20 protein-coding genes and 1 pseudogene are annotated in these 20,564 nt (G+C 72.7%); 5 read left to right on the top strand and 16 right to left on the bottom strand.

The window, feature by feature from the left end; genetic code table 11:
- The 6 genes and pseudogenes from E8D34_RS15355 to thrS form a co-directional block, all read right to left on the bottom strand.
- Nucleotides 1-99, bottom strand: a pseudogene (locus E8D34_RS15355) (pyridoxal 5'-phosphate synthase lyase subunit PdxS); the annotation flags it as partial.
- A 26-nt stretch (nucleotides 100-125) separates the two neighbouring features.
- A complete protein-coding gene (gene pgsA, locus E8D34_RS15350; RefSeq protein WP_136595517.1) occupies nucleotides 126-788 on the bottom strand; it encodes a phosphatidylinositol phosphate synthase in 663 nt (220 codons plus the stop codon).
- A gap of 113 nt (nucleotides 789-901) precedes the next feature.
- Nucleotides 902-1,456, bottom strand: a complete 555-nt coding sequence (locus tag E8D34_RS15345; protein ID WP_240771382.1) for an HIT domain-containing protein — start codon at nucleotides 1,454-1,456, stop codon at nucleotides 902-904.
- The gene (locus tag E8D34_RS15340; RefSeq protein WP_136595516.1) at nucleotides 1,453-2,157 is read right to left on the bottom strand and encodes a TetR/AcrR family transcriptional regulator; all 705 of its coding nucleotides are present in this window, start codon (nucleotides 2,155-2,157) and stop codon (nucleotides 1,453-1,455) included. The genes E8D34_RS15345 and E8D34_RS15340 overlap by 4 nt, the downstream gene beginning before the upstream one ends.
- 69 nt (nucleotides 2,158-2,226) lie before the next feature.
- Complete coding sequence (locus E8D34_RS15335; RefSeq protein WP_136595515.1) at nucleotides 2,227-3,279, bottom strand: hypothetical protein; 1,053 nt, start codon at nucleotides 3,277-3,279, stop codon at nucleotides 2,227-2,229.
- Between the two features lie 17 nt (nucleotides 3,280-3,296).
- Entirely contained in the window at nucleotides 3,297-5,237 is a 1,941-nt protein-coding gene (thrS, locus tag E8D34_RS15330; protein WP_240771387.1) for a threonine--tRNA ligase, read from the bottom strand.
- A gap of 272 nt (nucleotides 5,238-5,509) precedes the next feature.
- Between thrS and E8D34_RS15325 the strand changes: the two genes are divergently transcribed.
- Nucleotides 5,510-6,145: a hypothetical protein gene (locus E8D34_RS15325; protein ID WP_136595513.1), complete on the top strand. Its 636-nt coding sequence runs from the start codon at nucleotides 5,510-5,512 to the stop codon at nucleotides 6,143-6,145.
- 22 nt (nucleotides 6,146-6,167) lie between these two features.
- Here the strand turns inward: E8D34_RS15325 and E8D34_RS15320 are convergent, their stop codons facing one another.
- From E8D34_RS15320 to E8D34_RS15300, 5 genes are all read right to left on the bottom strand, one after another.
- A complete protein-coding gene (locus tag E8D34_RS15320) occupies nucleotides 6,168-6,842 on the bottom strand; it encodes a DUF429 domain-containing protein (protein ID WP_168929466.1) in 675 nt (224 codons plus the stop codon).
- 26 nt (nucleotides 6,843-6,868) lie between these two features.
- The gene (locus E8D34_RS15315; RefSeq protein WP_136595511.1) at nucleotides 6,869-8,035 is read right to left on the bottom strand and encodes an acetyl-CoA C-acetyltransferase; all 1,167 of its coding nucleotides are present in this window, start codon (nucleotides 8,033-8,035) and stop codon (nucleotides 6,869-6,871) included.
- 62 nt (nucleotides 8,036-8,097) lie between these two features.
- A complete protein-coding gene (locus E8D34_RS15310) occupies nucleotides 8,098-8,709 on the bottom strand; it encodes a TetR/AcrR family transcriptional regulator (protein ID WP_136595510.1) in 612 nt (203 codons plus the stop codon).
- Nucleotides 8,702-9,505 carry an SDR family oxidoreductase gene (locus E8D34_RS15305; protein ID WP_136595509.1) on the bottom strand — a complete coding sequence of 268 codons (804 nt, stop codon included), beginning with the start codon at nucleotides 9,503-9,505 and terminating at the stop codon, nucleotides 8,702-8,704. Before E8D34_RS15305 ends, E8D34_RS15310 begins: the two co-directional genes overlap by 8 nt.
- Nucleotides 9,505-10,719 (bottom strand): acyl-CoA dehydrogenase family protein, encoded by a 1,215-nt coding sequence (locus E8D34_RS15300; RefSeq protein WP_136595508.1) that lies wholly within the window; start codon nucleotides 10,717-10,719, stop codon nucleotides 9,505-9,507. The genes E8D34_RS15305 and E8D34_RS15300 overlap by 1 nt, the downstream gene beginning before the upstream one ends.
- 52 nt (nucleotides 10,720-10,771) lie before the next feature.
- Here E8D34_RS15300 and E8D34_RS15295 point away from each other — a divergent pair, with 52 nt between their 5' ends.
- The 4 genes from E8D34_RS15295 to E8D34_RS15280 are packed head-to-tail and all read left to right on the top strand — an operon-like array spanning nucleotide 10,772 to nucleotide 15,503.
- Nucleotides 10,772-12,325 carry a FadD3 family acyl-CoA ligase gene (locus E8D34_RS15295; RefSeq protein ID WP_136595507.1) on the top strand — a complete coding sequence of 518 codons (1,554 nt, stop codon included), beginning with the start codon at nucleotides 10,772-10,774 and terminating at the stop codon, nucleotides 12,323-12,325.
- A 45-nt stretch (nucleotides 12,326-12,370) separates the two neighbouring features.
- Entirely contained in the window at nucleotides 12,371-13,543 is a 1,173-nt protein-coding gene (locus E8D34_RS15290; RefSeq protein WP_136595506.1) for an acyl-CoA dehydrogenase family protein, read from the top strand.
- Nucleotides 13,540-14,511, top strand: coding sequence for an acyl-CoA dehydrogenase family protein (locus E8D34_RS15285; RefSeq protein ID WP_136595505.1), 972 nt, complete (start codon nucleotides 13,540-13,542; stop codon nucleotides 14,509-14,511). The genes E8D34_RS15290 and E8D34_RS15285 overlap by 4 nt, the downstream gene beginning before the upstream one ends.
- A complete protein-coding gene (locus E8D34_RS15280; protein ID WP_136595504.1) occupies nucleotides 14,511-15,503 on the top strand; it encodes an acyl-CoA dehydrogenase family protein in 993 nt (330 codons plus the stop codon). Before E8D34_RS15285 ends, E8D34_RS15280 begins: the two co-directional genes overlap by 1 nt.
- Nucleotides 15,504-15,611: 108 nt before the next feature.
- On the opposite strand, the gene E8D34_RS20835 is transcribed toward E8D34_RS15280, so the two are convergent.
- The 5 genes from E8D34_RS20835 to hsaA all read right to left on the bottom strand — a co-directional run bounded on the left by E8D34_RS20835 (nucleotide 15,612) and on the right by hsaA (nucleotide 20,508).
- Nucleotides 15,612-16,631 carry a hypothetical protein gene (locus tag E8D34_RS20835; RefSeq protein WP_168929465.1) on the bottom strand — a complete coding sequence of 340 codons (1,020 nt, stop codon included), beginning with the start codon at nucleotides 16,629-16,631 and terminating at the stop codon, nucleotides 15,612-15,614.
- A gap of 176 nt (nucleotides 16,632-16,807) precedes the next feature.
- Nucleotides 16,808-17,458, bottom strand: coding sequence for a flavin reductase family protein (locus E8D34_RS15270; RefSeq protein WP_240771381.1), 651 nt, complete (start codon nucleotides 17,456-17,458; stop codon nucleotides 16,808-16,810).
- A 34-nt stretch (nucleotides 17,459-17,492) separates the two neighbouring features.
- Entirely contained in the window at nucleotides 17,493-18,392 is a 900-nt protein-coding gene (hsaC, locus tag E8D34_RS15265; protein WP_136595503.1) for an iron-dependent extradiol dioxygenase HsaC, read from the bottom strand.
- Nucleotides 18,389-19,321: a 4,5:9,10-diseco-3-hydroxy-5,9,17-trioxoandrosta-1(10),2-diene-4-oate hydrolase gene (gene hsaD, locus E8D34_RS15260; protein WP_136595502.1), complete on the bottom strand. Its 933-nt coding sequence runs from the start codon at nucleotides 19,319-19,321 to the stop codon at nucleotides 18,389-18,391. The genes hsaC and hsaD overlap by 4 nt, the downstream gene beginning before the upstream one ends.
- Nucleotides 19,321-20,508, bottom strand: coding sequence for a 3-hydroxy-9,10-secoandrosta-1,3,5(10)-triene-9,17-dione monooxygenase oxygenase subunit (hsaA, locus tag E8D34_RS15255; protein WP_136595501.1), 1,188 nt, complete (start codon nucleotides 20,506-20,508; stop codon nucleotides 19,321-19,323). Before hsaA ends, hsaD begins: the two co-directional genes overlap by 1 nt.
- Between the last annotated feature and the right edge of the window lie 56 nt (nucleotides 20,509-20,564).

The raw sequence follows: 20,564 nt of genomic DNA, 5'->3' as shown, positions 1-20,564 counted from the left end.
CTCGGGGGTGACCACGTCCATGATCACACCGCCCTTGAGCATCTCGGCCATGCCCCGCTTCACGCGGGTCGTCGCTACCTGCTCCTGCTGCTCGCTCATACGACGAGTCTAGGTCGCGGCGGACGTCACTCCCCCGCGGGTCCAGGCCGGTGCCCGGCGTCCGCGGCGTCGAGCGCCACGGCCTGCCGGTAGACCTTCAGGATCCGGAAGCCGACCGTGTAGGTGTTCGCGAGCGCGAGCGCCCAGAGCGTCACGTAGATGAGCACCGGCGCGTCGAAGATGCCCGCCAGACCGGTCATCACCAGGATCGAGACGAGCCGGTCGGCCCGCTCGGCGATGCCGCCCTTGGCATCCATCCCCAGCGACTCCGCACGGGCGCGGGCGTAAGAGGTGACCGAGCCCATCACCAGGCAGTACAGCGTGAGGCACAGGTACAGGTAGGAGTCGCCCTGGTCGGGGCCGGTCCCGGCGAAGTAGAGCGCCAGGCCGCCGAAGACCGCACCGTCGCCGATCCGGTCCAACGTGGAGTCCCAGAAGGCGCCGAAGCGGGACTTGCGCCCGAGCTCGCGCGCCATCTTGCCGTCGATCAGGTCACTGAACACGAAGGCGGTGATGAACAGGACGCCGGCGAGCAGCATGCCCTGCGGGAAGAAGATCAGCGCACCGGCGACCACGCCGAGGGTGCCGACCAGGGTCACCGCGTCGGGGCTGATCCCCAGCGCGATGAACAGGCGCACGACGGGCATGAAGACAACGCCCGACCAGAAGTCCTTGAATCGCTCCAACATCGCGAGCACCCTAGCCGGCGCCGCGCCGCCCGGAGGAGCCAGCCCCGGGCGGGCCGGGGTCGGGCCGGGGTCGGGCCGGGGTCGGGCCACGGTCGGGCCACGGTCGGGCCGGGTCAGCCCCAGGCCTCGGCCAGCAGGTCGCGGGTCTCCTCCAGCAGCTGCGGCAGCACCTTGGTGCCGCCGACCACCGTCATGAAGTTGGCGTCGCCGGACCAGCGCGGCACGACGTGCTGGTGCAGGTGTGCCGAGAGCGACCCGCCCGCCGGTCCCCCCAGGTTGAGCCCGACGTTGAAGGCGTGCGGCTGGGAGACCCGGCGGATCGTCGCGATCGCCCGTTGGGTCAGCTCCGCGACCTCGACGGTCTCGTCCTTGTCCAGGTCGGTGTAGTCGCCGACGTGGCGGTAGGGCAGCACCATCAGGTGGCCGGGGTTGTACGGGTACAGGTTGAGCACGACGTACGACGTCTCCCCCCGTACGACGACCAGGCTGTCGTCGCTGGAGTGCGCCGGGTCCCGGGTGATCCGGCAGAAGGGGCACGCGGGCTTGGGCAGGCCGTCAGGGCCGAGGTCGTCCTCCTCCTCGCCGCGCACGTAGGCCATCCGGTGCGGGGTCCACAGCCGCTCCAGACCGTCGCCGCCGCCCGATGCCTCGCCGGGGCCGCCACTCACCTCGCGCCACCGCCGAGCGGCTTCACGAGCTCGGAGACGGGGATCGCGTCGAGGTCGATGCCGCGGCTCGAGGCCAGCGTCGTGAGCTGGGAGTAGAAGGACTCCGCCAGGATCGCGGCGAAGGCGTCGGTCGCGGGTCGCCGCTCGTCGCGGGCCAGCCAGCGACGTACCGAGGCGAAGACGCCGCTGACCATGCCGAACACCCACGGGTCCAGCGCCGCGCGGTCGTCCGGCCCGAGGTAGGCGCCGGCAGCGGCGACCACGTGCTCCATCACGGCCTCGATGCCGCTGGCGAGGTTCTCGATCGCGACGTTCATCGGGCTGGGGCCGCCGCCGGAGAGGTCTCGGCCGGCGAACCAGATCAGGCTGGGGTGCGCGACGGACCAGTGCACGAACGCACCGACCACGCGCTCGGTCATCTGCTTCGGCGTGGTGTCGATGGCGAGCGCCGGCACGAGCTCCTCGCCGATCCGGGCGAAGACCGCCTTCTGGACGGCGCGGTCCAGGTCGGCTCGGTCGTCGAAGTGCCGGTAGACCACGGTCCGCGCCATGCCCGCCGCCTCCGCGACGGCCTGGAGCTGGACCTCCTCGCCGGGTCGGTGGCTCTCGAGCGCGCCGATCGCCGCGTCGATGATGGCTCGCCGGCGAGCGCGGTTGTGCTCGTCCCAGCGTGCCTGGCGACCGTCAGGTTTGCCCGTCATACCTCGTCCGTCCCGTCGACCCGCTTGTGGTCCCCCCGCGCGGGGCAGCGTAGCGGGTCCCCGTCGGGCTCAGGGTTGGTGGAACCAGGTCACGAGATCCGACTCCACGCCGGGGCAGGTGAGGTTCCGGTCACGGCGGTCCTCCACCCACTGCCCCAGCACGGCGTCGCCGCCCTGGATCGACCAGTCCGCGCCGCACCGGGAGAGCGCCTCCGCGGCGGAGGTCTGCCCGGCGGCGCGCCACTCCGGCACCCCGAGGCTCAGGTCGCCGACCACGCCCTGCCACAGGGACGGCGTGGAGTAGACGCCGATCTCGTAGCCGGCATCGGCGTACCCGCGGGCCAGCCCCTCGACCACCGCGGCGTTCGCGATCGGATCGGCGCTCCAGGGGAAGTCGGGCACGGGCTCGACGTCGATCCACACGATCGGGGTCTGCAGCCCGGCCGCCCCCATCGAGCCGACGTTGAACCGCGCCTGCTGGTAGCCGACGTTCTTCAGCCGGCCGATCTTCGTGGCGGCCGGGAACGGCCCCTGGTCGCCGTAGGCGTCGACCGTGGCAGCATCGGGATAGCTCGCCACGGCGTACGCCGCCACCAGCAGCCGGTGGTCGAGGACCCAGTCGACCTGGTCGGCCAGGCACGGATTGGGCGTGAACCCCGGACCGTTGGTGAGGCCGACGATCACGAACTCGGCATCCGGCAGCGGCATCGGCATGCCCTGGCTGCGCTTCTCCGGGATCCCCATGCCCCGCGGGCACTGCGGCCAGCTGATGTCGGAGCCGATGACCACCTCGCTGCCCACGCGAGCGTCGGCGTCCGACTTCTTGCCGGACGGGCCGCGCTGTCCGCCGGTGCCGCTGACGACGCCGTCCTCGCCCTGCGCCAGCTGCTCCGCAAGGTCGGCGAGCTCGCCGGCGTCGCTGTCGAGGCCGGCGCCGCCCGAGCCGTCGGCGGACGTGCCGGCCGCACCCCCGGAGCCCGAGCCCCTGCCGGATCCCGGGTCATCGGCCGAGGCGCCGCCTCCCCCACCCGCAGCGCAGCCCGCCGCCACCAGGACGGTGGCGGCCAGGGCCGCGGCGACGCGGAGCGGGGCCGAGCGTGGCCGGAGGCGGGAGCGGAGCACGGCCGGAAACTATCGCGTCAGACCTGCTCGCGGGAGGCGACCGCGGCGACCACGCGCTCGATCGCCTCCGCGATCGGCACGCCGTTGTCCTGGCGACCGTCGCGGTAGCGGAAGCTGACCGCGCCCGCCTCGACGTCGTCGTCGCCGGCGATGACCATGAACGGCACCTTCTGCAGCTGCGCGTTGCGGATCTTCTTCTGCATCCGGTCGTCGGAGTGGTCGATCTCCACCCGGATCCCCCGCTTGCGCAGCTGGGTGGCGACCTCGTCGAGGTAGTCCATGTGCCGCTCCGCGATCGGGATGCCCTGCACCTGGACCGGGGCCAGCCACGGAGGGAAGGCGCCCGCGTAGTGCTCGACCAGCACGCCGAGGAACCGCTCGATGGAGCCGAACTTCGCCGAGTGGATCATCACCGGCTGCTGCTTCTCGCCGCCGGCGGCGGTGTACTCCAGGCCGAACCGTGCCGGCTGGTTGAAGTCGTACTGGACGGTGCCCATCTGCCAGGTGCGGCCGATCGCGTCCTTGGCCTGCACCGAGATCTTCGGGCCGTAGAACGCGGCGCCGCCCGGGTCGGGGACGAGGTCGAGGCCGGACTCGGTCGCGACCTGCTCGAGGATCGCGGTGGCGGTCGCCCAGTCCTCGTCGGATCCGATGAACTTGTCCTTCTTCGAGTCGTCGCGGGTCGACAGCTCGAGGTAGAAGTCGTTCAGGCCGAAGTCGCGGAGCACGCTGAGCATGAAGTTCAGCAGGTGCTTGACCTCGGCGGGCGCCTGCTCCGGGGTGCAGTAGGAGTGCGAGTCGTCCTGGGCGAAACCACGCACCCGGGTCAGGCCGTGGATGACGCCGGACTTCTCGTACCGGTAGACGCTGCCGAACTCGAACAGCCGCAGCGGCAGCTCGCGGTAGGAGCGACCGCGGCTGCTGAAGATCAGGTTGTGCATCGGGCAGTTCATCGCCTTCAGCTGGTAGTTCGCGCCCTCGAACTCCATCGGCGGGAACATGGTGTCCGCGTAGTGCGGCAGGTGGCCGGAGGTGTGGAACAGGCCGTCCTTGGAGATGTGCGGGGTGCCGACGTAGGAGAAGCCCTCCTCGATGTGGCGCTGGCGGACGTAGTCCTCCATCTCCCGCTTGAGCACGCCGCCCTTGGGGTGGAAGACGGGCAGGCCGGAGCCGATCTCGTCGGGGAAGCTGAACAGGTCCAGCTCGCGGCCGAGCTTGCGGTGGTCGCGGCGCTCGGCCTCCTCGAGCCGGTGCAGGTGCTCGTCGAGCTCCTCCTTGCTCGGCCAGGCGGTGCCGTAGATCCGCTGCAGCTGCTTGTTCTTCTCGTCGCCGCGCCAGTACGCCGCGGCGCTGCGCATCAGCTTGAACGCGGGGATCCGCTTGGTGGTCGGCAGGTGCGGACCGCGGCACAGGTCCTTCCAGGCGACCTCGCCCTTGCGGTTGATGTTGTCGTAGATGGTCAGCTCGCCGCCGCCCACCTCGACGCTGGCGCCCTCGGCGGCCTCCTCGCCGCCGTCGCCGCCGCCCTTGAGGCCGATCAGCTCGATCTTGTACGGCTCGTCGGCGAGCTCGACCAGCGCGTCCGCGTCGGTGGTCACGCGACGGGAGAAGCGCTGGTTCTCCTTGATGATCTTGCGCATCGCCGACTCGAGCTTGACCAGGTCCTCGGGGACGAACGGAGTCTCGACGTCGAAGTCGTAGTAGAAGCCGTTCTCGACGGGCGGGCCGATGCCGAGCTTGGCCTCGGGGAAGACCTGCTGCACGGCCTGCGCCAGCACGTGCGCGGTCGAGTGGCGCAGGATGTCGAGGCCGTCGGCGCTGCCGATCTCCACCGACTCGACGTCGTCGCCGTCGACCAGCTCGTAGGAGAGGTCCTTCAGCTCGCCGCCGACGCGCGCCGCGATCACGTCGGGGTGGTCGGCGAACAGCTCCCAGGCCTTGGTGCCCGTAGTGGTCACCCGTTCCTCACGCTCACCGGCGTGAATCCTGGCGACCTTGATCTCGGACACTGCGCTGCCTCCTGGGCTGGCTGATGGGACGGGCCGATGGAGCTGGCCGGACGACGCCCGGATCCGAGCGTCACTCGATGGTATCGACAGGGCCGCCGGGACGCCCGATCGATATCCCCCAGCCCGTGGTCGAGGCGCGAGCGGAGCCCGCCCCGCCCCCAGCTCGAGCCCGCCTCGCCCCACGCCATGCCACCCGGCCGGATCGGGCCTACCCTGGACGGGTGACCGACTGGGGAGCGGTGTACGCGGCCAACGCGACGGCGCTCGAGCACAGCGCACCGGGGTGGGACGAGGACGTCCTCGCCACCCGGGTGCCGGCCAGCCCGGAATGGACCGTGCTCGACGTGCTGCGCCACCTGGCCGCGAGCGGCACCGACGCGGCCAACGGGCAGATGGCCGATGCCGGCTCCCCCGCGTGGACCGCCCGCCACCTCGCGTCCCGGGCCGACCGGAGCGTCGCCGAGCTGCTCGAGGAGATCGCCGGCAACGTGGGCCCGCTCGCCGACCAGGCCGAGGACACCCCCACCCCCGCCATGGTCTGGGACATCGCGGTGCACCACGCCGACCTGCACGAGGCGCTCGGGCTCGGCCGGTTGCCCGAGCGGATGTGGCTACCGATCGTGCGCGCGGCCGCGCCCCGGTTCCTCGCGGAGCAGCCGGTCACGATCCGCTCCGGCGACACGTCGTACGGCGCTGGCGGGCCGGAGCTGGCCATCGAGCCGTACGAGCTGTTCCGGGTGCTCTTCTCCCGCCGATCGGTCGGCCAGATCGCTGCGTGGGCCGGGGACGCACTCGACCCGGCGACGCTGGGCGTCTTCGGACCGCGGGAGGACGACCAGCCGGTGCCGGACGCCTGAGCCCGCGTGTGGATCCGCGGCATCAGGCCCAGATCGCGGCGCTGACGCCGCCGCCGAGGTCCTCGGGCGGGTCGGGGTGGCAGGTCGCCCGGCCGTCGGCGTACCGCTGGGCGGTCCAGGCGACGATCGCCGCATCGAGTACGTCGTCGACGCCGGCCATCGCGCCGGCCGTGCCGAGCTCGGCCGGCACCGTCAGACCCACCGCGGCCAGGATCGCCCGCCGCTCCTCTCCCCCGGCCCAGGTCGACTTCGGGTGCCGCAGCGGCGCGCCGGCCGCGGTGGCGAAGCCGAGCTCGGGGTGGACCTCCAGCACGGTGCGACCGGCACTCGGAAGCCACCGGTCGACGTCGAGGATCTTGTGCCGCAGGGCGAAGGCCTGCTGGCTGATCCCCTTGCCCGTGGCGGCCACGTTGAGCGCCGTCGCCTCGGCGTGCGTGGGTGCCTCCAGCGCCGCCCTCACCGGGGTGGCGAAGACCGAGGACGCGCGGGCGCCGACCAGGCGGCGTACCACCTGGTCGGCGACCCGCGGACCCGACGACGAGAGCCCGATCGGGATGTCGATCCCCACCACCGACACCCGGCCCTCGTCATCGGCCGCCGCGACCACGTCGGCGATCGTCGCGCCGAAGTAGCCGCGGAGGTCGCCGCTGATCCCGACCCACCCGCGCCGGCAGGCGTCGACCCCGAGGACCCGCACCCGACGCCTCCCTGCCTCGGTCCGACTCAGCCCAGCCGCTCGATGATGGTCACGTTGGCCTGGCCGCCGCCCTCGCACATCGTCTGCAGGCCGAAGCGGCCGCCGGTGCGCTCGAGCTCGTTGAGCAGCGTGGTCATCAGCCGGGTGCCGGTGGCGCCGATCGGGTGGCCGAGCGCGATGCCGCCGCCGTTGACGTTGACCTTCTCGTGCGGGGCGCCGGTCTCCTTCATCCACGCCAGCACCACCGAGGCGAACGCCTCGTTGCACTCGAAGAGGTCGATGTCCTCGATGCTCATCCCGGTCTTGGCCAGGGCGTGCTTGGTCGCCTCGATCGGGCCGGTCAGCATCCACACCGGGTCGTCGCCGCGCACCGAGAGGTGGTGGATCCGGGCCCGCGGGGTGAGGCCGTGGTCGGCGACGGCCTGCTCGGAGGCGATCAGCATCGCGGAGGCTCCGTCGCAGATCTGCGAGGCGACCGCGGCGGTGATCCGGCCGCCAGGAGCCAGCGGCTCGAGGCCGGCCATCTTCTCCAGCGACGTCTCGCGCGGGCACTGGTCGACCTCGAACGTCGAGCCGTCGGCCAGCGTGAACGGCACGATCTCCTCGGCGAAGCGACCCTCGGCGATCGCCGTCCGGGCGCGTTCGTGGGAGGCCAGCGCGAACGCCTCCATCTGCTCCCGGGAGAGGTCCCACTTGCCGGCGATCATCTCGGCCGAGCGGAACTGGCTGACCTCCTGGTCGCCGTACCGCTTGAGCCAGCCGGGCGACTCCGCGAAGGGCGTGGTGAAGCCGTACTGCTGGCCGACGATCATCGCCGCGGAGATCGGGATCGCGCTCATGTTCTGCACGCCGCCGGCGATCACCAGGTCCTGGGTGCCCGAGAGCACGCCCTGAGCGGCGAAGTGCACCGCCTGCTGGGAGGAGCCGCACTGCCGGTCGATGGTGACGCCCGGGACGTGGTCGGGCAGGCCCGCGACCAGCCACGCGGTGCGCGCGACGTCGCCGGCCTGGGAGCCGATCGTGTCGCAGCAGCCGAGGATCACGTCGTCCACGGCGCCGGGGTCGACCCCGGTCCGCTCGACGAGCGCGCTCAGGGTGTGGGCGGCGAGGTCGGCGGAGTGCACCTCGGCCAGTGCTCCCCCGCGCTTGCCGACCGCGGTCCGGGCGGCGTCGACGATGTAGGCCTCAGGCATTCTCAATCCTTTCCGAAAGGTGGTCTCGGGGCTCGCTTCGCTCGCACCTCGACCACCGGGAGTCATGGCTTGGCGATCCCGTCGAGCAGGATCCGGACGTACTGGTCGGCGATGTCGGTGTGGGTCAGGCCGCGGCCGGGCTGGTACCAGCGGACGGCGACCCACACCGTGTCCCGGATGAACCGGTAGGTGAGCGTGGCGTCGAGGTCCTCGCGCAGCACCCCGGTGCGCAGGCCCTCCTCGATCAGGGTCATCCAGACCTGGCGGGACTGGGCGTTGCGGTCCGCGAGGTAGGCGAAGCGCGGGAAGGTGCCGAGGTGGTCGGCGTCGTTCTGGTAGATCGCCACCTCGTCGTGGTGGTTCTCGATCGCCTCGAAGGAGACCCGCACCGCCCGCTCGAGCTTCGCGCGGGGGTCGTCCCCGCTGGCCAGGATCTCGTCGTACTGGCCGAAGAGCTGCTCCTGGAAGGTGGAGAGGATCTCGTCGACCATCGACTCCTTGGAGTCGAAGTGGTGGTAGAGGCTGCCGGACAGGATCCCGGCGGCGTCGGCGATGTCGCGCACGGTGGTGTTGCGGAAGCCCTTCTCCGCGAACAGCCCGGCGGCGACCCGGAGCAGCTCGGCCCGGCGGGCCGACGCGCTCGGCCTCGGGGACTGGGTGCTCGTCTCAGGCATGCTGGCTGCTCACGGAGACCACCTCGCCGGTCATGTACGACGCGTAGTCGCTGGCCAGGAAGACCATCACGTTGGCGACCTCCCAGGGCGCCGCGGCCCGCCCGAACGCCTCGCGCTGCTTCAGCTCGACGAGGAGCTCGGCCGAGGTCACCTTCTCCAGGAAGGGGTGCATCGCCAGGCTCGGCGAGACGGCGTTGACGCGGATGCCGTGCTGCGCGAGGTCGGAGGCCGAGCAGCGGGTCAGCGCCATCACGCCGGCCTTCGCGGCAGCGTAGTGGGCCTGGCCCTCCTGGGCGCGCCAGCCGATCACGGAGGCGTTGTTGACGATCACCCCGCGCTTGCCGGCGGCGACCATCCGGCGGCCGGCGGCGCGGACGCAGCGCATCGTGCCGGTCAGGGTGATGTCGAGGACCCGGCCCCACTCCTCGTCGGTCATCTCCAGGATGTCGGCGGTGCCGCCGAGGCCGGCGTTGTTGATCATGATGTCGACGCCGCCGAACTCCTCGGCGGCGTCCAGCAGCGCGGCGACCTGGTCCTCGTCGGTCACGTCGCAGACGAGCTGGCGCACGCGGTGGCCGCCGAACTCCTCGGCCAGCGCCTTCTCGGCCTCGGCGAGCCGGCGGGCGTGGGTGTCGCTGAAGACGACGGCCTTCGCGCCCTCCTCCAGCGCCCGCCGTACGACGGAGGCGCCGATGCCGGCGCCGGCGGCGGCCGTCACGACGACCACCTTGCCGGCCAGCAGGTCGTGGCCGGGCACGTAGTCGGGCATCGGCTGCTCGATCTTGCTCGTGGTCATCAGGCTCCCTTGATCTCTCGGGGAAGGCCGAGCACGCGCTCGGCGAGGATGTTCTTCTGGATCTCGTCGCTACCGCCGTAGATGGTGTCGGCGCGGGAGAAGAGGAAGAGGCGCTGGTGCGCGTCGAGGTCGTAGTGCTCCTGGCTCAGCCCGCGCCCGGCGCGGGTGAGCAGGCCGTCGGCGCCGGCGACGTCCATCGCCACCTCGCCGAGCCGGCGGTGCCACTGCGCCCAGGCGAGCTTGAAGATCGAGCCCGCGCCGCCACCGGCGGCGGAGTCCTGGCCACCCTCGACCAGCGCCAGTGCGCGCAGCGCGAAGCTGCGGATCGCGGACAGCTCGACCTTGAGCCCGGCCAGCCGGTCACGGACCACGGGGTCGTCGATGCTGCCGTTGGCCTTCGCCCGGGTCACCACGTCGTCCAGCTCGCGGGCGAAGCCGACGGTCTGGCCGAGGGTCGAGACGCCCCGCTCGAAGCCGAGCAGGCCCATCGCCACGCCCCAGCCGGCGCCGGGCTCGCCGACCACCAGGTCGGCGTCGGTGCGGGCACCGGAGAAGAACACCTCGTTGAACTCCGAGCCGCTGGTCAGCTGCTCGATCGGGCGGATCTCCACGCCGTCCTGGCGCAGCGGCACCAGCAGGAAGGAGAGTCCGCGGTGGCGCTGGGATCCCGGCTCGCTGCGGGCGACCACGAAGCACCAGTCGGCGACGTGGGCCATCGAGGTCCACACCTTCTGCCCGTCGACCACCCAGTGGTCGCCGTCGAGCCGCGCCCTGGTCTGCACGCCGGCCAGGTCGGAGCCGGCCCCGGGCTCGGAGTACCCCTGGGCCCACAGCTCGGTCACGTCGACGATCCGCGGCAGGAAGCGCTGGCGCTGCTGCTCGGTGCCGAAGGCGATCAGGGTCGGCCCGAGGAGCTGCTCGCCGAGGTGGTTCACGCCCGCCGGCGCGTTCGACCGGGCGTACTCCTCGTGGAAGATCACCTGCTGCCACAGCGACAGGCCCCGGCCACCGTGCTCGGTCGGCCAGCCCACGGCCGTCCAGCCGTGAGCGGCCAGGTGCCGGTTCCAGGCGAGGCGCTCGTCGTGCGCCTCGTGCTCACGCCCCGGGCCGCCGAGTCCCTTGAGGGCTCCCCACTCACCCGCGAGGTGGTCGGCGAGCCACTGCCTGATCTCGGCGCGGAATGCGCGGTCGTCCGCACTCTCGGTCAAGTCCACGGTGCTACCCTACCAAGCAAATGCTTGGTAGGCAGATGCCGGAGGAGAGTGGATGACCGAGACGAGACCCGCGGGGCCGGGCGCGACGGCGCTCCCGGAGACGATCCCGGCCGCGCTGCGCGCAGCGGCCGCGACCTACGCGGACCATCCCGCCTACGTGGACGGTGAGCGCACCGTCTCGTTCAGCGGGATGCTCGACCAGGTGCGCGGCGTCGCCCGGGGCTACGTCGCCGCGGGGCTCCAGCCGGGCGACCGGGTCTGCCTCTGGGCGCCGAACAGCATCGACTGGGTGGTCGCCGCACTCGCGGTCACCTACGCCGGCGGCACCCTGGTGCCGCTCAACTCCCGCTACACCGGCCACGAGGCCGCCGACATCGTCGACCGCTCCGGCGCCCGGCTCGTGGTGGTCGCCGACGGCTTCCTCGCCCGGCACCAGATCGCCGAGCTGCGCGCCGCCTCCGACCTGCCCGCCGTCGCCGAGATCCTCGACCTCGCCGAGCTGGACACCCTGGTCCTGCGCGGCCAGGCGGTCGAGGAGGCCGCGATCGAGGCCCGCGCCGACGCCGTCACCGGCGACGACATCGCCGACATCCTCTTCACCTCCGGCACCACCGGCCGACCCAAGGGCGCGATGACCGCGCACCGGCAGACGGTCGGCGTGGCCCGGACCTGGGGCGAGCTGGGCGGCGTCACCGCGGCGGACCGCTACCTGGTGATCAGCCCCTTCTTCCACTCCTTCGGCTACAAGGTCGGCATCGTCACCGGCCTGACCACCGGCGCCACGCTCTACCCGGTGGCCACCTTCGACCTCGACCGCACGCTGGCCCTGATCGAGTCCGAGCGGATCTCGGTGATCCCGGGGGCGCCGACGATCTACCAGTCCCTGCTCACCGCGCCGCACCGCGGCGAGCACGACCTCTCGTCGCTGCGGCTGGCGGTCACGGGCGCAGCCGTCGTACCGGTGGTGCTGATCGAGCGGATGCGCGCCGCCGCCCCCGAGGGCCTGGGGATCGACCAGGTGGTGACCGCGTTCGGGATGACCGAGGCCGTCGTGGTGACGATGGCCCGCGACGGCGACGACGCCGAGCTGGTCGCCACCACCTGCGGCCGCGCCGTGCCGGGCATGGAGACCCGGATCGACGCGCCCGACGAGACCGGCGCCGGCGAGCTGCTGGTCCGCGGCGACTTCGTGATGCTCGGCTACCTGGACGACCCCGAGGCCACCGCCGCCGCGATCGACGCCGACGGCTGGCTGCACACCGGCGACGTCGGCACGCTCGACGGGGCCGGCAACCTGCGGATCACCGACCGGCTCAAGGACATGTACATCTGCGGCGGGTTCAACGTCTATCCCGCCGAGGTGGAGCAGGCCCTGCTGCGCCTCGACGGCGTCGACGACGTCGCCGTGGTCGGGGTTCCCGACGAACGCATGGGCGAGGTCGGCAAGGCGTACGTCGTCGGCTCGGCCACGCCCGAGGCGGTGATCGCGTTCGCGAAGGACCGGCTGGCCAACTTCAAGGTGCCGCGCAGCGTGGCGAAGGTCGACGCCCTCCCCCGCAACCTCGGGGGCAAGGTGCTCAAGAACGAGCTGAGGACCGGTGGTTGAGGTGCGAGCGAAGCGAGCCTCGACACCACCTCAGAAGGAGATGCAATGGATCTGACGCTGTCCCCGGCCGAGCTGGCCTTCAAGGCCGAGGCGCGGGCCTGGCTGGCCGCCAACGTGCCGGCCGAGCCGCTGCCCTCGATGGACACCCCCGAGGGCTGGGCGCTGCACCAGGAATGGGAGGCCCGGCTGGCCGCCGACCGGTGGTCGGTCGTCTCCTGGCCGCGGGAGTACCACGGCCGCGAGGCCTCCCTGGTGGAGTGGGTGATCTTCGAGGAGGAGTACTACCGCGCCGGAGCCCCGGGGCGGGTCTCCCAGAACGGGATCTTCCTGCTCGCCCCGATCCTCTTCGAGCACGGCACCCCCGAGCAGCAGGACCGCTTCCTGCCCACGATGGCGACCGGCGAGCGGATCTGGGCGCAGTGCTGGTCCGAGCCGGAGGCCGGCTCCGACCTGGCCTCCCTCAAGTCGACCGCGCGCCGCGACGACCAGCGCGGCGGCTGGGTCCTGAACGGGCAGAAGACCTGGTCCTCGCGGGCCGCGCTGGCCCACTGGGGCTTCGGCCTGTTCCGCTCCGACCCGCAGGCCGAGCGACACCGGGGGCTGACCTACTTCCTGTTCCCGCTCGACGCCGAGGGGATCACGGTCCGCCCGATCGCCCAGCTGGACGGCGAGGCCGGCTTCGCGGAGGTCTTCTTCGACGAGGTCTTCGTGCCCGACGCCGACGTGCTCGGCGCCCCGGGGGACGGCTGGCGGGTCGCGATGAGCACCGCCGGCAACGAGCGCGGCCTGTCGCTGCGCTCCCCCGGCCGGTTCACCGCCGCCGCCGACCGCCTGCTCGACCTGTACGCCGACCACGCCGACGAGCCGGGCGCGGCCCGTCTCGCGGACCGCGTGACGGACGCCTGGATCAAGGCCGAGGCCTACCGCCTCTACACCTGGGGCACCGTGACCACGTTGGCCGACGGCGGCGACATCGGCGCCGCCGGGTCGGTCAACAAGGTCTGGTGGAGCGAGCTGGACGTCGCCCTGCACGAGACCGCGCTGGACCTGCTCGGCCCGGAGGCCGAGGTGGCGTCCCGCTGGCTCGACGGTTACACCTTCTCGCTGTCCGGGCCGATCTACGCCGGCACCAACGAGATCCAGCGCAACATCGTGGCCGAGCGCATCCTCGGCCTGCCGCGTGAGCCCAAGGGCGAGACGAAGGGAGCCGCTCGATGAGGTTCGAGCTCACCGAGGACCAGCGCGACTTCGCCGCCGCGCTCGACGGACTGGTCGCGGGCAGCGCACCGGTCGGCGCGGCCCGGGCCTGGGCCGCTGGCGACGCCACGCCCGGCCTCGCGCTCTGGAAGCGGATCGCGGACCAGGGCGTCAACGCCCTCGTCGTCCCCGAGGAGGCCGGCGGGATGGGCGCGAGCGCCGTCGAGCTGGTCGTGGCCTTCGAGGTGCTCGGCCGGCACGCCGTGCCCGGCCCGTGGGTCGAGTCGGCCGCCTACCTGGCCACGGCGTTGGAGGGCGAGGACCGCGAGGCGGTCGCCGCCGGCGCCGTGGCGACGGTCGCCGTCGCCCCGTGGACGCCGTACGGCCTCGACGCCGACGTGGCCGAGCGCGCCTACCTCGCCGCCCCTGACGGGCTTCGCGAGGCCACCGCCGCCGAGGCGCAGGCCTCCGTCGACGGCAGCCGGCGGCTCTTCCGGCTCGACCCGACCGAGGTCCGGGTGGCAGCCGCGCGCGCCGAGGAGGCCTTCGACCTGGCGGCACTGGCGACCGCGGCGCAGCTGCTCGGCGCCGGGGAGCGGGTGCTCGCCGACTCGGTGGCCTACGTCAAGCAGCGTCGCCAGTTCGGCCGCGAGATCGGTTCCTACCAGGCGATCAAGCACCACCTGGCGGACGTGCGGATCGCGCTGGACTTCGCCCGCCCGCTGGTGGCCGGCGCCGCGCTGGCCGCGGACGGCCCCGACCGCGCCCGGGCCGTCTCGGCGGCGAAGGTCGCCTGCGCGGACGCGGCGTACCTCGCCTCCCGCACCGGCCTCCAGGTGCACGGGGCGATCGGCTACACCAGCGAGTTCGACCTGAGCGTCTGGATCACCAAGATCCGTGCGCTCGTGGGCGCCTGGGGCACGCCGTCGTTCCACCGTGAGCGGATCCTGACGTCGCTGCTCGCCGCGCCGGGCCGGGGTGGTCGCTGATGGAGTTCGCCCTCGACGCCGAGCAGCGCGAGCTGGCCAGCACGGTGCGGACGCTGCTCGACAAGCGCTCGGACTCCGCCGCGGTCCGCGCCGCGGCGGACTCCGCCGCCGGCTACGACCCGGCGCTGTGGGCGACGCTCGCCGAGCAGATCGGCGTCGCCGCGCTCGCCGTCCCGGAGGAGTACGACGGCGTCGGGGCGTCGTTCTTCGAGACCGCGGTGGTCCTCGAGGAGCTCGGCGCCTCGGTGACCCCGAGCCCGCTGCTGGGCACCACGCTCGCCACGTCGGCGCTGCTGGCCGGCGGCACCGAGGAGGCCCGCGGACGCCTGCTGCCCCGGCTCGCCGCGGGTGAGATCGGCACCCTGGTGCGCGACGGCCGGCCGGCGCTGGACGCGGACCGGGCCGCGATCGTGCTGGCGATCGTCGGCGACGACCTGGTCGAGGTGACCGGCGCCGAGGTGACCTGGGCGGAGTCGATGGACCAGACCATCCGGCTCGGGCTCGTCGACCTCGCCGGCGCCACCAGCGCCGTGATCGGCGACGGCGTCAGCGCCGCCGCGCGCGCCGACCTGGTCGCGGCCGCGGGCGTGGCCGCCCTCGCGGTCGGGGTCGCCCAGCGCGCCCTGGACGAGACGGTCGCCTACCTCCGGACGCGGGAGCAGTTCGGGCGTCCGATCGGCTCGTTCCAGGCCCTCAAGCACCGCGCGGCCGACCTGTTGGTGCGCACCGAGATCGCGCGATCCGCCTCGTGGGCGGCCTCCTACGCGCTCGGCGACCCCGCCGCCGACGGGGAGGAGGTGGCCTCGCTCGTGCACACCGCCGCGTCCTATGCCGTCGAGGCGGCCCAGCTGGTGACCGGCGAGGCGATCCAGCTGCACGGCGGCATCGCGATCACCTGGGAGCACGACGCGCACCTGTGGTTCAAGCGCGCGCACGCGCTGAGCCAGCTCGCCGGCGCGCCGCACCAGCACCGGGCCGCCGTGACCCTCTGACGCTCGACTGGTTGAGGTGCGGGGCCGCCCGCGGCCGAGCCTCGCCGCCACCGCACCCGCGGACGCGGCATCGAGGCTCGCTTCGCCGGCACCTCGACCAGCGAGGGGTCAGCCGCTGGCGGCGGCGCGGATCAGCCGGCGCACCGGCTCCCCCAACGGCTGGGCGATCAGCCGTGGCCGGGTGGTGAGTCCCCGGGACGTGACCGCCCAGATCGGCCCGACCTTCGCCTTCCTCTTCGGCCGGACCATCCACGGACCGCCGCTGGCGCCGGCGGTCATCGTGCACGGCAGGATCGCGTCCCCGACGGCACCCGCGTTGTTCGTGCGTCGGGTGCGGCCGTCGCAGCGCCACGCCTTCTGCCCGTCGAACGGGGCGGCGGCCGGCCACCCCCAGATCCGCACCCGCCGCTGCCGGGGCGCGAGGCCGATGCTGACCCGCCCGCCACCGACGGCGCCGACGATCCGCTTCCCGTCGCGCCGGCGCAGCACGACCACGCCCTGGTCCTCGGCGTAGTCCTCCTGCTCGGCCCAACCGGCGGTGACGTACGCGGTGCGGGCGGCCCAGCGGCCGAACGGCGCGCGGCCGTTGCGGTAGCGAGGCACGAAGACCCAGTCGGAGTAGAAGCGCGGCTCGTCCAGCAGGCCGCCCACGATCGGGATGCCGGAGGGGTTGGGACCGGTGTGCACGCAGTGGCCGGCGGTCAGCACCTGGTTGCGGGCGCCGTTGCGGAGCGCGGCCGCGCTGCAGGAGTAGTCGGCGCTCCCGTCACGGAAGAAGAGCTTGCCGACCCACCGCGGCACCGGGACCGAGGCGTCAGCGGCCACCGCGGCGCGACGCGGTGCGCTCGCCTCGAGTCGTCCTGCCGACCGCCGCGGCGACACCGCGGCGTCGCTCGCGGTCCCGGGACTCGCCACCAGGTCGAGCGGGATGGCCGCGGCCATCCGCTCGGCGGTCCAGTAGCGGCGCGCCGCCGCTGGGCGCGTGGCCGTCGGACGGTCGAGCACCCGGATCGGAGATGCGTCGCCCCCCGTGCCGTCGCCCGGGCCAGCCCGCGCCGTCGCCGGCGCCGAGGCCGCGGGTCCGCCGAGGAGCCCGACCGCGAGGCCGAGCGCCACCAGCAGGACCATCAACTGGAGGCCGCGGACACCGCGCCCCCACCGCCGAGGGGTGACCGAGTTCACACTCGCATTAACGCACGAGAGCCCCCCGGGTCACGAGGGGCTGCGGCTGCTCGGCCCGGATTCGGGCCGAGCCGGGAGCCACCGACGCCCGGCCGGCGCGCGGCGCATCGGTGGCTCCCGGGTCAGCCGTCGGTGGTGCGGTAGCGGCCCTTGAAGTAGAGCAGCGGCTCGTTCACCGGGGCGTCCTCGGCGTGCACCTCGAGGTGCTGGACGCGGCCCACCACCAGGTAGTGGTCGCCGGCCTCGTGCACGGTGTGGATCGTGCAGTCCAGGTGGGCGAGCGTGCCGTCGAGCACCGGCGACCCGGTCGCCGCCGCGGGCGCCCACGAGACGCCCTCGAACTTGTCGATGCCGCGGGTGGCCATCGCCGCGGAGAGGTGCTCCTGGTCGGCGGCGAGCACGTTGACGCAGAACCTGCCCGAGCGCTGGATCAGCGGCCAGGCGCGGGAGGTCTTGGCCGGGATGAACATCACCAGCGGCGGGTCGAGGGAGACACTGGAGAACGACTGGCAGGTCATCCCGACCGGCTGGTCCCCCGACATCGTCGTGATCACGGTGATCCCGGAGGCGAAGCAGCCGAGCACGTCGCGGAACCGCCGCGCCGCGGCCTTCGCCTCGGGGTCGTCGTGGACGACCACCTCCTCGCCGGGACGGAACTCGAAGTCGACCTCGGCGTCGCCGAGCCAGGAGTCGATCAGCGTCGACGGCGGCCAGGTGGCGCGGGCGTCCGGGCTCATCCCCTCGGGGAGCTCGGGAGTCGGATCGACGGGCACGGCACCCACGGTAGTGATCCCGTCCCCGCCCGCGTCAGGCCCCGCCACCGAAGTCGTGTCCCCAGTAGGAGACCGCGGTGGACTCACGGGCGACCCAGCGGTCGTCGTCCACGCGCAGGCCCTCGGTGCCGAACTCGACGTCGAACCCGCCGGGCGACCTCACGTAGAACGAGATCATCTCGTCGTTCATGTGGCGGCCCAGGGTCGCCGAGAGCGGGGCCTTGTGCTTGCGCACCCGCTCCAGCGCGCGACCCACGTGGTCCAGCTCGTCCACCTCGAGCATGATGTGCACGCACTTGGACGGGTTCGGCATCGGCAGGAACGCGAGCGAGTGGTGCCGCGGGTTGACGCCGAGGAACCGCAGCCAGATCTTGCTGCCGGGCTCCTTGCCGACGAACTCGCCGGGCATGCTCATCGAGTCGCGCAGCCGGAATCCGAGCACCTCGGTGTAGAACCGCAGCGCCTCCACGTCGTCGAGCACGGGGATCACGATGTGTCCCATGCCCTGGTCGCCGGTCACGAACCGGGCGCCGTACGGCGGCACGACCGGCCGCGACTCGTAGGTGATCCCGTGGAACAGCTCGAAGACGTTGTCCCACGGGTCGCGGAACCGGATCATCTCCTGCACGCGACGCTCGTCGAGCTCCTCGCGGGTGCCCTCCTCGAACTCCACGCCGGCCTTCGTCAGGTGCTCGCGGGCCGCCTGCAGGGCCTGGTGGTCGGCGAGCTCCCAGCCACAGCACTCCAGGCCGTCCACGTCGGCGGGGACCACGACGAGCCGCGCCGAGACCTCGTCGATCCGCCAGTACTGGTGGGCCGGGTTCGGACCGCGCCCCTCGGCCAGGCCGAGCACCTTGCCGGCGAAGGTCCGCCAGGCCTCGGGGTCGGTGCTGGCCACGCGGACGTAGCCCATGGACTTGATGTCGATCGTCACTGCGAACCTCCGGAGGGCTGGGTGCGCTCGCGGTGGCGGGAGAGGAAGCCGACCGCGACCTCGCGGAACTCGTCGGCGGCCTCGATCTGCGCCCAGTGACCGCAGCGCGGGAAGACGTGCAGCTGAGCCTTCTGGATCAGCTTGAGCGCCACCATGGCGCCGTCGAGCGGGTTCACCCGGTCCTCGCGGCCCCAGGTGAGCAGCGTGTGATGGCGCAGGCGGTGGGCCTCGCGCCAGAGCATCCCGTCCTCGGCGGTGTCGGGGTTCCAGAACGACATGCCCATCGAGCGCATCGCCTCCTGGGCCCCGGGCGCGGTGGCGTCGGCGAACCGCTCCTCGACCAGCTCGTCGGTGACCAGCGCCTGGTTCACCACCATGGTGGAGATGAAGGCGCGCAGCGCCTCCCGCGACGGCTTGGCACCGAACTCCATGAGCCGCTGCACACCCTCGGTGGGGTCGGCGTGGAACAGGTTGAGCGACAGGCCGCCGGGGCCCATCAGGATCAGCCGGCCGACCCGGTCCGGGTAGGACAGCGCCAGCCGCATCGCGGTGCCGCCGCCGAGGCTGTTGCCGAGCAGGTGCACCTTCTCCAGCCCGAGCTGGTCCATCAGGGCGACCACCGCGTCGGCGGCGAACCGGTAGTAGTTGCCGACCACCGGCGGCTTGTCGGAGCCGCCGAAGCCCGGCTGGTCCACCAGCAGGGTGCGGTACTCCCCGGCGAAGCCCGCCAGGGCCGAGCCGAAGTTGGACCAGGCCGACGCGCCGGGTCCGCCGCCGTGGAGCATCACCAGCGGCAGCCGGTCGGCGGCCTCCGCGCCGGCGCGCAGGTCGGCCTCGTAGTAGTTGAGCGTGATCTCGCCAGCGGCCTCGGTCTTGACCGTGGCCGAGGCGCGGACCTCGTCCTTGGCGAGCGGTGGGTGCAGCGGCATCAGTACATCCCGGGGTCGATCTTGTGCCCGAACTGCTGGGCGCCGTACATCTGGAGCGCACGCTCGGGGTCGTTGGCGGCGTGCACGCGGCCGGCGTGCGCGTCGCGCCACACCCGCTGCAGGTAGGTGCCCTCGGCGAGCGCGCGGCCGCCGGAGGCCTCGAAGAGGGTGTCGATCGCCTCGATCGCGCGGGCGGTGCCGAGCACCTGGTCGCGGCGCACCCGCAGCCGGAGCTCGAGCGGGATCTGCTCGCCGCGGGCGACGTGCGCCTGCTCCTCGGCCAGGTTGCTCATCAGGAGCGCCCACGCGGCGTCGATCTCGGAGGAGGCGCGGGCGATGCGGACCGCGGAGAACGGGTCCAGGGAGGCCTTCTCCCCGAGGTACGCCGCACGCACCCGCTTCTGCTGCATGTCCACGTGCTCGGCGTACGCGCCGCGGGCCATGCCGATGATCGGCGTTGCGATGGTCGAGGTGAAGATCGAGTGGAACGGCAGCTTGTAGAGGTCGCTGGTGTTGATCTCCTGGCCGGGGCCCTTGCACTGGCCGGTCTCGCCCATGGAGAGCGTGAACGCCTCGGGGATGAAGGTCTCCTCGACGATGATGTCGTTGGAGCCGGTGCCGCGCAGGCCCACGGTGTTCCACACGTCGACGATCTCGTACTTCTCCCGCGGCACCATGAAGGTGCGGAAGTCCACCACCTGGCCCTCGGTGTTGAAGACCAGGCCGCCGAGCAGCACCCACGAGCAGTGGTCGCAGCCCGACGAGAAGCTCCACTTGCCCGAGAGCATGAACCCGCCCTCGGTCTGGACGGCCTTGCCGGTCGGCGCGTACGAGGAGGAGAGCCGGACGCTGGTGTCCGCACCCCAGACCGCCTGCTGCGCCTCGTCGGAGAAGAGCGCGACCTGCCAGGGGTGGACGCCGACCACGCTGGCGATCCAGCCGGTCGAGCCGTCCGCGGAGGCGATGTCGCGCACCGCCGAGTAGAACGCCAGGGGGTCGGCCTCGAGGCCGTCGAAGCGGCGGGGCTGGAACAGCCGGAAGAAGCCGGTCTCCTCCAGCTCCTTGACCGACGCGTCCGGCACCACCCGCAGGCGCTCGGTCTCGTCGGCGCGCTCACGGAAGGTGGGCAGCAGGTCGCGGACGCCGTCGAGGACGGACTGCACCTCCGCCGGGAAGGTCTGATTCATGGGGAGCTCTCCTCGTTCTGGGTGGGGCGAAGGGCCGTTGATTGATAGTAGAACAC

It is taken from the genome of Nocardioides sp. GY 10113 (assembly GCF_004919105.1).
Lineage (GTDB): Bacteria > Actinomycetota > Actinomycetes > Propionibacteriales > Nocardioidaceae > Nocardioides.
This window is presented reverse-complemented; position numbering and strand designations above follow the sequence as displayed.